Origin of the sequence: Carboxylicivirga mesophila (assembly GCF_018271975.1) — a bacterium.
Taxonomy (GTDB): domain Bacteria; phylum Bacteroidota; class Bacteroidia; order Bacteroidales; family Marinilabiliaceae; genus Carboxylicivirga; species Carboxylicivirga mesophila.
In genome coordinates this window covers 1-12,241 of the sequence record NZ_JAGUCN010000043.1, presented here as the reverse complement: position 1 = coordinate 12,241, position 12,241 = coordinate 1, and the positions used below count along the sequence as shown (strand labels likewise).

The 12,241-nt window shown below is 38.5% G+C and carries 14 protein-coding genes; 3 read left to right on the top strand and 11 right to left on the bottom strand.

The genetic code is table 11. The features are described 5' to 3' along the window. The first annotated feature begins 576 nt into the window (after positions 1-576). From KEM09_RS21400 to KEM09_RS21390, 3 genes are all read left to right on the top strand, one after another. Complete coding sequence (locus tag KEM09_RS21400) at positions 577-1,680, top strand: methyl-accepting chemotaxis protein (protein WP_212231912.1); 1,104 nt, start codon at positions 577-579, stop codon at positions 1,678-1,680. 186 nt (positions 1,681-1,866) lie between these two features. Further along, the gene (locus KEM09_RS21395) at positions 1,867-2,064 is read left to right on the top strand and encodes a helix-turn-helix domain-containing protein (protein WP_212190644.1); all 198 of its coding nucleotides are present in this window, start codon (positions 1,867-1,869) and stop codon (positions 2,062-2,064) included. Positions 2,065-2,082: 18 nt separating this feature from the next. Then, positions 2,083-2,904, top strand: a complete 822-nt coding sequence (locus tag KEM09_RS21390; RefSeq protein ID WP_212231910.1) for a hypothetical protein — start codon at positions 2,083-2,085, stop codon at positions 2,902-2,904. 235 nt (positions 2,905-3,139) lie between these two features. On the opposite strand, the gene KEM09_RS21385 is transcribed toward KEM09_RS21390, so the two are convergent. The 11 genes from KEM09_RS21385 to KEM09_RS21335 all read right to left on the bottom strand — a co-directional run bounded on the left by KEM09_RS21385 (position 3,140) and on the right by KEM09_RS21335 (position 12,120). Further along, positions 3,140-4,093, bottom strand: coding sequence for a calcium/sodium antiporter (locus KEM09_RS21385; protein ID WP_212231908.1), 954 nt, complete (start codon positions 4,091-4,093; stop codon positions 3,140-3,142). Between the two features lie 144 nt (positions 4,094-4,237). Beyond that, the gene (locus tag KEM09_RS21380) at positions 4,238-4,873 is read right to left on the bottom strand and encodes a short chain dehydrogenase (RefSeq protein WP_212231906.1); all 636 of its coding nucleotides are present in this window, start codon (positions 4,871-4,873) and stop codon (positions 4,238-4,240) included. Positions 4,874-4,876: 3 nt separating this feature from the next. After that, a complete protein-coding gene (locus KEM09_RS21375) occupies positions 4,877-5,617 on the bottom strand; it encodes a DsbA family oxidoreductase (RefSeq protein ID WP_212231904.1) in 741 nt (246 codons plus the stop codon). Between the two features lie 11 nt (positions 5,618-5,628). After that, positions 5,629-6,027 (bottom strand): hypothetical protein, encoded by a 399-nt coding sequence (locus KEM09_RS21370; RefSeq protein ID WP_212231902.1) that lies wholly within the window; start codon positions 6,025-6,027, stop codon positions 5,629-5,631. Between the two features lie 100 nt (positions 6,028-6,127). Further along, positions 6,128-6,928, bottom strand: a complete 801-nt coding sequence (locus KEM09_RS21365) for a helix-turn-helix domain-containing protein (RefSeq protein WP_212231900.1) — start codon at positions 6,926-6,928, stop codon at positions 6,128-6,130. A 133-nt stretch (positions 6,929-7,061) separates the two neighbouring features. Further along, the gene (locus tag KEM09_RS21360; RefSeq protein WP_212231898.1) at positions 7,062-7,586 is read right to left on the bottom strand and encodes a hypothetical protein; all 525 of its coding nucleotides are present in this window, start codon (positions 7,584-7,586) and stop codon (positions 7,062-7,064) included. A 99-nt stretch (positions 7,587-7,685) separates the two neighbouring features. Further along, complete coding sequence (locus tag KEM09_RS21355) at positions 7,686-8,228, bottom strand: hypothetical protein (protein ID WP_212231896.1); 543 nt, start codon at positions 8,226-8,228, stop codon at positions 7,686-7,688. 73 nt (positions 8,229-8,301) lie between these two features. Then, on the bottom strand, positions 8,302-8,928 hold the full coding sequence (locus KEM09_RS21350; protein ID WP_212231894.1) for a hypothetical protein: 627 nt from the start codon (positions 8,926-8,928) through the stop codon (positions 8,302-8,304). A 58-nt stretch (positions 8,929-8,986) separates the two neighbouring features. Continuing rightward, positions 8,987-10,249, bottom strand: coding sequence for an MFS transporter (locus KEM09_RS21345; RefSeq protein WP_212231892.1), 1,263 nt, complete (start codon positions 10,247-10,249; stop codon positions 8,987-8,989). Positions 10,250-10,252: 3 nt separating this feature from the next. Beyond that, entirely contained in the window at positions 10,253-11,095 is an 843-nt protein-coding gene (locus KEM09_RS21340; protein WP_212231890.1) for a formylglycine-generating enzyme family protein, read from the bottom strand. A gap of 245 nt (positions 11,096-11,340) precedes the next feature. Further along, complete coding sequence (locus KEM09_RS21335) at positions 11,341-12,120, bottom strand: DUF2971 domain-containing protein (RefSeq protein ID WP_212231881.1); 780 nt, start codon at positions 12,118-12,120, stop codon at positions 11,341-11,343. Positions 12,121-12,241 lie beyond the last annotated feature (121 nt).

Genomic DNA, 12,241 nt, shown 5'->3' with positions numbered 1-12,241 from the left:
GGACTGGATAGATTTAAATTAAAATACGAGGGTTATAGACTAGCCATGAGTATATTAAACAATAATAATGGTAAAGGGTAGCTTGGTGAAGGGGGCAGGTTTGTGTGGGTTTATAATTTTAGTAATTAAATAGATTGCCTTTTAGTTAGGTAGAATGTTACAGCGAAGGCGGCCGCAGGTCGCCTTCGCTGTAAATGTCTTTGTAGTTCCCAAATGTATTTAAATGCCAACTATTTCAAATCTGGCGACTCATTGAAAAAGGTGTGCAATGCCATCTTTTTCGGCCCATGTGCCGCGTCTGTTAGGTCAATGCTGCATGAACAAAGCGATTGATGCTGGTGGTCGATAATAGATGGTACGGCTTAATGCAACAGCCTATTTATCATCCTAAAAGCCAAAATAATCTTATTAATCTGTGGAACTAATTAGGTTAAAGAGAGTTGTGTGATGGTATAATTAAATGCGTACTATTTGTTAATTATTTATCAATAGAAAGAAATAGTAATATGTATATTTGTAATAATAACAATCTGTCTATTTAAAAAATCATTATTACAACATCTAACACAAAGTATCATGAACGTATACTTGGAATACTTGATCTTGTTGACTGGTAGTTCGCTGCTGTATTTGCCGGTGGTATACTACATTGGTAAAAACTCCATTGTTTGGAAAGTGGCAATGTTCTTTTTACCCAGTCTGGCCATATTGGCCTTAACAGCGTTTTCTTTTGGGGTATCGCATAATTACTGGCTGTTTGTGCCGGCGCTTGGTGCCTTGTTTGCAACGGTTTATGTATTGCAAAAGGTCGTTAAGAAGCCTATCAGAGAATTACAGACCGTCATTTCAAAGTTGGAAGAAGGTGATTTGACTCAGGGAAAGGAGCTCAGATTAGCCAAAGAAAACAATGAATTTGGTGTAATCAGCCGTGATTTGCAAAATATGTCTGCCAAAATTTCGGAGATGATTCGCAATATGAAAATGGTTTCAGAAGAAATTGTGATACATGGCAATCAACTGTCCAGTTCGGCGAATCACTTAAGCACGGCTGCCAATACCCAAGCGGTAAATATTGAGGAGATAAGTGCCAGTATAGAAGAGGTTAATAGCAATGTGCAGCAGAGTTCTTATAATGCTAATAATGCCGGTATCATCTCCCAAAACGCAGAAAAAGGGATAAGAAATGTGGCTGATAACTCAGAGCTGGCCAACACCGCCATGCAAAAAATTAACAAGGAAGCCATGTCCATCAATGAGATTGCCCTCAATACTAAAATATTGGCCTTAAATGCTGCCATTGAGGCTGCTAAAGCCAGTGAGCATGGCAGAGGTTTTGCCATTGTAGCCCGCGAAGTTAAGAAGCTGGCTGAGAGCACTGAGATGATTGCCGAAACTATTACCAAAGAGGCCTCAATGACCGTGTCTCTCACCAGTGAATCAAACCGCTATGTGGCAGATACAGTGCCTGAAGTGCAAAAGACCATGACCATGGTGAGTGAAATTGCCAATAGCTCTCTGGAGCAAACAAAGGCCATGGAGCAAATATCGCTCTCTATGCAGCAGCTCAATGAGATAACCCAGGAGAATAGCGCCAGTAGCGAAGAGTTAAGTGCCAGTGCTACGCGTTTATTTGAGCAGGCTAATGAACTGAATAAGCATATAAATGCGTTTAAAGTGTAATTGGGTATAAGAGTAGTGAAATAAACAATAAAATATCAATGTACAGAAAGCCACTCCCTTAGGGGGTGGCTTTTTTTATGATCCGTCTAGAAAATTATGATAATATTGCTCGGGCATAAAATACCGAATATACTCTGTGGATTGGAGTATTTATAAATGTCAAATTTGCCAAAAGATAGATGAGAAATGTTAGATGTAATTGGGGATAATATCAGACAAAAAAGAAAGGAAAGAGGATACTCCCAGGAAAAACTAGCTTTTAAAGCGGGAATAGACAGGTCATACATGGGGTATATTGAAAACGGGAAATACAATATAACCATATTAAAATTGGCACAAATAGCTAGAGCCTTGGATGTGAGTATCTCAGATCTTATTTATTAACTTAAGGTTTTAGGATTGATGAAAGATTTGAATCAACTGATTGAAGTCACGTATCCTTACAATTCGTTGAAGGATATTCACACGGAAGACAGAACTGTTACAGCTACATTTGAGCAGGAACTATTTGACAATAGCCAAATTGCAGGTATTACCCTGGCTGAAGCAGGCCGTCACATTGCTATCTTGGGCAGTTTGGCGGTGGCTAATATTAATCCGGTGAAAGACAAACATTTCTATTTGGCTAGTAAAGCCACGTTAAGGCGGGTGCACGATAGGCCTTGCGAAGATGTGTTGTATAAAGGGGTTATGACCGCTAAAGAGTTTAACCGGAAGAATGGACTGGCCGAAGGGGCTATTTACGACCAGCAGGGTGAAGTGCTGTATACCGCCACGGTGCAGTATTCGGTGTTAACGGTGCAGTTATTCGAGCGTTTTTTCGCAAAATACAAGTCGGCAACATTTAAATCAGAAGGCTTTAGTCCCTATGGTGATGTGGTGAACCTGTACGATATGAATTTGTGTGTTGATAGCAGCTCCGCCTCTTTGGGGGAGGTGAAACCAGAATGGTGCCTCGGGCATTTTGACCATTACCCGGCTTTGCCGGTGGCGCAAATCAGCCAGGGTTTAATGAATTTGGCAGCGGCCCAAAATAAGTTGATTAGCAACAAAGACAAGAAGTACTGCATCAAAGAGGTGAACATGGATGCAGAGTCTTTCATTTTTGCGGGTCAAAAGTTAAGTTTTAGCAGTGATTACAATAATGCGCAGAAATGTTTCGACACCAAAGCCTATACAGAAGAGGTACAGGATGCCGTGTCGTTAAAATGCTGGATATATTAACAAAGATGTGGTTTCAGCGAGAATAAGCTGAGCAGGCTCCTTTATGACAGCTCAGCTTAGTAAAGCACATCTATTCATTAACCGCCCAAATCCAATGCTGGCTGGCGAGCTCCCTAATGTGCGCTTTTGTTTTCCAGGTGCATATATCGTGAGGTGGCAGCGGATGAATCGCATCTTTATTATTCAAAAGGTAATAAAGGTGCGATTCGTATTATAAGTAACTGTCAGACAGGTTTTATAGCTCTTGCATCACCAGGTAAACGGTATACGTCAGGTAAAAACCAAATAGTATAGCAGCCTCCCAGCGATCCAGCTGCTTACGCTTGCCAGTGAGCATCGAGGTAAACAGGAAGATGGTTCCGCCAATCAGTATTAACACATCCAGGTTAAACTTAGGATTATACTCAATAGGCTGTATAATGCTGCTGATGGATAAAATCAAAAGAATATTAAAGATGTTGGAGCCAATAACGTTGCCAATGGCTATGTCACTATTCTTTTTGCTGGCAGCAACTATTGAGGTCACCAGCTCGGGCAATGAAGTGCCGGCAGCCACAATGGTGAGTCCGATAATTTTTTCACTCACGCCCAATGTATCAGCAATACTCACACTGTTGGTAACCACCAGCTGACCACCCACTATGAGGCCTACGAACCCGATAATAATGAGACCCCATATTTTTAAGTTCGACTGGTGGGTGTCTGACGATGGCGTTGGCACATCGTGTTTCATTTGGTTAAAAACATAGTACAAGAAACAACCAAACAATATCAGCATAATTATTCCATCCAGTCTGCTGGAATAGCTGGGTGCTGCAAACAGAAAATCGTTGAGCAGGAACAGCAGCAGAATGGAGATAAACAATGAAATAGGTATCTCTTTCCATGCAGTGGATGATTGCACGCGTATCGGAAGAATGAGCCCCGATAGCCCTAGGATAATGAACAAATTGAAGTTGTTGCTGCCCAGTATGTTTCCCAATACAATATCCGAATAGCCTTTAAATGATGCGATACTGTTCACCACCAGTTCGGGCGCTGATGTGCCAAATGCCACAATGGTAAGGCCTATGACCAAATCCGAGACTTTGTGTTTGCGGGCTAATGCCGAAGCACCATCCACCAACCAGTTGGCGCCGAATATCAAGGCGGCAAATCCCACAACAACCAATAAAACAGGAGTAATCATACCAACATTTTTTATCAAATGTAATCGAAATCATATTCCGTTGATTGAATTGATGGTCTTTTTTCTTTTTGCGAATCATCAAAAGCATTGCGATGGCCGTTATTGCATGTTGAACGATGTGGCTTTTAACATTTGGCTCATTAATCAGTCCAGTAAATCGCGGTATAAGACGCCTTCTGCTTTAAGGTTCCAGGCCTTGTACACCTTGCCGCTTTCATGGCTGTGCAACACTTTTTCATAAGCCTTGGCCAGTTGTGTACTGTTAACGCTTGCATGGCCAATAATGGTGTCTGGTGCAGTTGTTACAACACCCGGACTGATCACGTTAATCTTTATGTCCCGTTCCAGCATAGTTGATGCGTGCTTGGCAAAGGCATTAACCGCTGCATTGACTGTCCCCAGCACTAAGCTGTTGGGATTGGGTACATCACTTAAAATGCCACTGGTGAGTATAAAATGTCCACCTTGGTTGATGTACTTCTGACCGATTAAAACCATATTGAATTGGCCCATCATCTTTTTATCAAATCCGATGGCGAACTCATCCTTGCCAATACTTTCCATAGGGCCGAAGTACCCGTCCTGGCCTGCCACCAAGATGACGGCATCAAATTGACCAATGCGCTTGTAAAAAGCTTCTATGGCATCACTGTCTGTGTAGTCCAACTGGTAATCGCCATCGGATCGGCTTACCCTTAGCACTTCGTGGCCCGACTTCTGCAGTACATCCACCAATGGCCGGCCAACATTTCCTTTATATCCTAAAACTATTATTCTCATTTTTCAATTATTTATGGTCTCATTCAAAACCTTTGTTAGTATATCCTCTAAATCGTTGTATGAAACTGCTCCACTCACTTTATAGCTTTGATTAATAATGAGCGTAGGTACGCTGTTGACGCCATATTTGTGGACGCTTTCCATGTCAACTTCAACAGCTTCCTGAGCTCGTTTGCTTTCAAAATCACGTTTGAATCGGTCAATATCCAGGTGCAGTGATTGGGCTACATCAATAAGTACAGCTGGATCATTTATGTTGCGACACTCACTTAAATGCGCTTTTTGCACAGCATCAAAATAGTCCCAATGGGCTTGTTCACCACCCTGGAATTCTGCCGCCTTACATGCCATCAGTGCCGGCATGGAGTAGGGGTAGTCAAAGGTTTTCTGCACCATCAGCTCAGCATTGATTCTGTGCTGGTCATCATTGGCATTAGCTGCTTTCCAGTGCTGTATTATTTGCCTTTTCCCTTCTTCTTTACTGCCAAATACCTGCGTTATTCTTTCTTTGTTGGGCGAAAGAGCAAAGCTGCGGTGTATGATTTCAATTTCAGGATGGTTTTCGGCAAGCTGCCTCACCCTTGGTGATAAGGCAAAGCACCAGGCGCATAGTACATCGTGGTAAAACTCAATGGTCACTTTTGTTGGTGTTTCTGTTTTCATCTTCTCTGTATGCATATTGTGTGTTGAGGCATAGGTATTAATTAACGCCAGGGCAATGCTTACGATTACTGGTAATTTCATTGGTTATGGTTTTATACTGCCTGCTTCTGAAACAGTTGTTTAATCATTAACCAAAATAGCATTGGGAAAAAGTGCATTGGAATAACCAGACCGGTGAATAATTCGGGGTGTACTGTTTCGGGGGGCAGGGGAGCGCCAAATGTGCCGTAAATAGAAATGAATGACAATATAAAAAACAGACTGGTGAAGATTAGATCTGTCTTGTTGCCTAACCAACTGAGCCGCTTCAATAACCAGTAACCGGCCGCTGCAATAACAGTACCTGCAATGCTGGAGATAAGTATCATAACGGGTTGGGCTATGGCCGAAAAGTCAACGCCCATATTAGATGAGTACACATGTAAATACATCACTGAAACAACACCTGCTAATAAGCCTGCCAGCAGGCCGTGGAATAATTCTTTTTTCATTTTTCGTTTGTTTTAAAATTATTATGCGACAAAATTATGCCGGCACAGGTGCCCGAAAAATGCCAAAATGTGCAATAAGAATACAAAACTGTGCAGAACGCTATTTTTTCAATAGATCCCGATAGGCTTGTGGCGAAATACCCTTTGTTTTAGTGAAGAAATTAGACATGTGGTAGGGCGTGTTAAATCCCATCTGGTAGGCTATTCCCTTAATGGTTTCGGAAGTAAACTGCAGTCTGCGGGCAATCTCAATATATAACCTGGAGGTTATGATCTCTTTGGCAGTTATGCCCAGGTATATTTTAATGATGTCATTAAGCTTCCGCGATGGTAAGTTCATTAATTCAGCATAGTCCTTTACCTGGTGCTTGCTGGTATAGTGTTTCTCAAGCAGTGTAAGAAACTTAGTAAGGTATGCTTCTTCTATGGTGTTTTTATTGAGGTCAATCAGCTCAGTGTTTTTGATGAATTGCTCCATCTTAAGCAGTAGGGTCTGAAGTAACAATGATAGTACCGGGTTAATGGCTGGCTCCTGCGACGTGAAACTTTCGGTATGCATGATTTGAAACAGCTGCCTGAATTCCTGCTGAGAGGCCTCAGGTATAATCAGCTGATTATGCATGTTAAAATGGTTATAGAGCAGTATGATACGGCATACCGAATCGATGGAGGAGGTAGGGAAGTCGCTGTCATCAAACAGCAGGTAATACCCTTCAATGTGTGCATGGTCGATACTTAGCTTTTGATTTTTACCCACTGTTAACAACTGACCAGGGCCAAGCTCAAAGGTTTTGTTATCAATAGCCAGATGGCCATTGGCTTTGGTTGCCCACACAATGCAATGGTGGTCATTAGTCAGAGGCAGCTGAGTGCCTGAATGATATGTGTTAACGGTAATCAAATAGCTCGTGTTAATGCATGTAATCGCAAAAGTACAACATTGCCGGCATTACACCAGCAATTAACACGATGGTGTGTTATATCCGGCAAGTGCTTGCTTCGTATTTGTTTAAGTTGCGAACAGGCAGACTCTATCACTGTATCGTCCTCATTTCGTTATAAACCTGCTTTTTAAACACGAAATAAAAGATAAAGTACAGCGGCGCACCCAGTATGTAATACATAATGGTGCCGTTGGTGTTGTAATTGTTCCCAATGAGCTTGTAAAGCCTGTTGTGGTCGAGCAATGATTTTATAATGAAAACAAAGTAGATGATTAACGATAGCCATGAACCAATGACAACCAAAGTGAGGATGGAAGGAGCTATTTCGGCGATAAACCCGGGAAGCAGGTTGAATGCAATAACTGCACAATAGGCTATCAGGGCCAGTTTTGAAGAGCGGAAGAATGAATCGAAATACCTGCTGGCTTCCTCAAATCGAGTATTCTCAAAGTTACCAGTCATTTTAAGGTCCTGGGTGCTAATGCCCCGTTCCTCGAGTATGGTGATAGCGGCCTGGCGTATTTCAAGGTCATAGCCATATTGCTTGTAGTTCTTAACAACATCCATCAGTTTGCTGTTATCCAGTGTTTTTAACTTATCAGTGCTGCCTGGCATGGTTTTGTAGATTTTTTGCGTTAGACGATAATGAAGATATAAGTGTATTAGTTTTTTGCTGCTGATGCATGCTATAAGAGAGCCGAATCTTGGAATAAATTATGCTTTCCCTTGAGCTTCTGCTCTAACTCCCTCACTTTCTTTTCCAGGCCATAAAATACCCATTGCCACTGCATAAAAAGCCATCCAGTGACCTGAAAATCCACGTATCGTATTGGCTTCCATCTTAAAGTATTCCGCTTCTGTTAGCTCGCGGATAATTTCTCCATGATTATGCAACACATATTTTCCATCTATAATATCAGGCATTCCAGCCATGCTGGCTTGCATAAATAGTATGAAGTTGATGGCCATGTAGGCAAAGAAGAAGGCAGAAATAGCCACCACTGCTGGGGGAGTACCTTTAAACAGGATGCCATAAAACTGCTTTGGCGTCATATTGGATTTAAAACCTTTCTGTTGTAACTCAGGATGCTTTTTAAGAGTGAGTATGGCCGGCAGCCACACAACAAATACCCCGGCGTGTAATGCCCACACATAAGGTACTGTGTCGCCAATATAAATGCCGAGCAAAGAAATAACATGGACCATTAGTCCTAGTACCAGGCCTAGTGCGGCCATAAAGAAGAAGATTTTTTTCATCGTTTTATTGTTTGCTTGAGTTTGTTTAGATAGGTGGCTGTAACTACAAATCTTACAAGATGTGTTGGCTCGCTTAATTTTTATTGGGTTCCACTCTTATTTTGAATGTTTCAAGTATTGGCCTTAATTCTCGGAGTTTTTCTTGGTAATTCTCAATATCATAGACCGTAGTTTCAAGGAGATAAAACGTATCTGATTTATTTCTTTGAACATAGTAAATCAAAGATTTATGGTTTTCTATCATATTACTAGTGGTATCTTTTACTTCTTCGTACAACGTCCAAAATGATTCAAGTCCATTTATTCTAGCCTTTCCAATCTGAATGATATTAAAGTGATTATCAGTATCAAGATTCTCAATTTCTGCAGCAAAGTATTCCCTTAGTGAGGTAAAATGTGTCTTGTATTCGCAAACATTAACTATTCCATTCTGATGAAAATTAATCGTTGTATCAGATGCAACGACGCCTTTCACTGAATCAATTATATTCTCCGCATACATCCAGTCTTTTGGTAATTCTATAGAAAATCGATTGTTTTTGTCAATGAATACTTTTGAATATGCGATGATGTCATTTGTAGTGTGTGTAAAAATATCATTATTAATACACATTCCATTAATTTGATCCTCCTCATTTTTACAAGATGAAACCGCAACCAATAGTGATATTAATATATTAATGGCAAGAAGTTTTCTCATTTATTTGTCTCTTTTGTATTTCAATAGGGAGTAACGGGTCTGAAATGTATTATTCGGTTTAGTTATTAGACAGGTTTTTTATCTCAAGTAATCTCTTCCTTACAATAATCTTTAAAATAAGAATTAAAACTGCACAGGTAAGTAAGCAAGTTCCAAATACTAAATATGCTAGTGTTTGGTTTTGTTGATATAACATGGCACCTAGGAATAGTAATTGATTTGAGATACCCATTATCAGATAAGAAATTCCCTGAAAAAGTCCTTTTCGTTTGATTGGTGAACTTCTATAAATAGTATAAAAAATTGTAGGTGATATTAATGTCTCAGCTATTAGCAGTATTACAAAGGATTTTATAAAAATGGTACTTGGTTCAAATATTTGAGATAGTGAATTATAACATGCTAATGATATAAAAACAAAAGAACAAAGAATAACGCCTACTAGAATAATATTTAAAACCATAGCCCATGTTAATTGCTTTGTCCTTGCAATTATAATGGCAAAAACAGTCAATAGAATAATGGAAATATAGCTATCGAAATCTTTGAAAGTTTGACTAAGCTGATAACCATTATCCATATAATCCTTTACTGAATATGTAAAAGTTAAATCATTCTGATTAAGTGCAAACCGGACTAATATTCCTATGATGAGAATTGAAAATAAGATAACCGCATTTAAATTCTTGATTGGACGACTTTCTATGTTCTCAACTTTATCAGGTGCAAGTTGAGCAGAAATAACCTTAAATCTATTGAAAAGAACTAAAGAAATTAAGCCAAAAACAGATGCAAATACAAATACAGAACTATAGCCTAAATTGTTGCGAATAAAGACAGACAACAATGGTGCAATGAAACCACCAGCACTGGTTATAATTGAAAACAGAATAAAACCTGACAGGCCAATTATTTCATTATTCTTTTCGTTGTATATATTTCCTAAAAGCACAATAATATTAGGCGAAACGAGTCCAATACCTAATGCAAGAATAATTAAAGTTGTCATAGTCGCGGCAATGGCATTTGGGAGAAAAGCTAGTAACAAATACATTGCGGCTATGATTATGAATCCCGTTGTAACAATTTTAACTCTATTGCTTATATCCCCAATAAGTCCTGAGACGATAGACATAATGAAAATGGCTCCATAGAATATGCTATAGTATACTCCGGCTGTTGTTGCTTCAATATTTAATGAATCGGTTAAATATATAACCAAAATAGACATGACTAAATAAAAGGATATCCTTTCAAATAGTTTTGAGAGAAGTAAAATTGAAATACCTGTTTTCTGTTCTTTTTCTAGGGTTGTAGTCATTTGTTATTTTTTTATTTCTAAAGAGCACTGTGTCTCGGGTAGTTTTTTTACTAATTCTTCGATAATCATAACGATTCTAAATCCAACTCTTGGGTCAGGAAGTTGAAAATCCTGTGCTTTATTCACTACGCATTCATCAATTGTATTATCCCAGCTACCGCCTTTTATGATTCCAGAATCTGTTATTTCCGCAACATTGCCAATTACATCAAATAGACCAAGTTTATTGGCTTTATAATTTCCAACTACGCTTGTTGTCATAGCACCGTCTGCAGCATATTCATATTTAGATTCTTTTGACCATTGGTTCCTAAATTTGACATTCGCGCAATACTTGTCTTGATTTGGCTCATATGCAAAGTGTCCATACCAAGGCAAATTATGTCCTGACAGAACGGCAGCCATTTGATTCCATTCTTGTTCGGTGGGAAGTCTAAATACAACTTTTTTATATTCTCTTTTTTCAGATGAATTGTATTTATCGGTTAACCATTTGCAATAATCTGTCGCCGCTTTTTTTGTGATGTTTACTACTGGATATTTATCAAAACCTGGATGCCAAAAATATTTCTCAGTCCATGGTTCTGTAAAGGCATTTGGAAAAGTTTTTGTCCATTGGGTTGTGTCAGGAAAATTTTCTTCAAATTCTTTTATCTTGTTTTGCTTTTTGATATCATTTAGATAATCCCTGAATTCCTTATTTGTTACTTCATATGCAGAAGCATAAAAACGATGCGAAACTTCTTTAAAATTTTCGTCAAGTCTGGTTTTCTTTGGTTTTGATGCACTTAAAGCCAGTAAAGCAATAAGACTTAAGACGATTAAATTCATTTTTTTAATTTCCATAACGTTTCTATTTTGGTTATTTAAATCTGTTTTTTGTGGGTTATGGGAAATGTTCCCAATGTTGGCTAGATGAAGCGTATGGAGATTGAACGTGCCAACCTTCCAAAACACTACTGAGCCAAAGCTTTTATTTGTTTTTACCTTTTCATAATTAAAGTCAAATCAAAGATTTGGAAGTCTTCAATAGCCCCACCCAACTTCTTAAAAATCACTGGTTCCATATGCTTTATTCTAGCGTGTTAGGTTTAGTTATTTATCCAGTTCATATCATTTAATTTGAAACTATTTTTATCTAGTTCCATCTTTTTTATAATTGTATTAAAATTTGAGTATTTGGTTTCAAGAAGGTAGGCTTCTTCATTACTAATATGAGACTTGCTACCAATATAAATCTCCTTAATACAGTCTTTATTAATTTCAACAATTCCGTTCTCAGAGTCTTTAAAATTTGTTTTGCGAATATTTGTCCTTAGTCTTATTTCTTTCTCATATTCCCAATGTATAGATTTATTGGAAATCATATACTCAAGTGCTTTATTAGGACTTAAGCAATAGTTAATTTTCTCAAAATCATGAGAGTAATTTACTTTTGATAAGATAAAGTCAATAGAGCTGCTTAACAAATCTAAATCAAAGCCAATACAAAAACCGCTATGCTTATCTGCGTAATGTGACCACATTAAGATTTGATTATACAACTCACTGAAGCATGATATTTTTAAATCATTTCTTAAAAAAGAAAGTGAGTTCCTTATTGTTTCATTGTCACTATTATAAAGATTTGAAAGTAGTTTTTTTTGTTCATGAAGAGGTAATTTATCTTCATCATTTTCAAATTTTAAAATCCCAATTTTAATTTGTTCCTCAATAAACTCTTTTGTTATATCATATTTTAAGAGTTCATCATAGCAGTCGAAAGGATCATTAAAATCATTTGGAGAAGAAAATTTTAAGGTATTGTCAAATAGAATTCTCATTCCATCTTCCTTATTTACATACTTATAAATGTATTTATTTGTGTTCATCAGTTTTAATTAAACCTAACGGCCCTGCCGCATGGCGCTGTAGCAGATTTGCGTTGAGATTGTCCGTCCGAGAGGACGAGACTATCGAGGCGGGAATCTGCCCACCCAAAGTGAGCTGAGC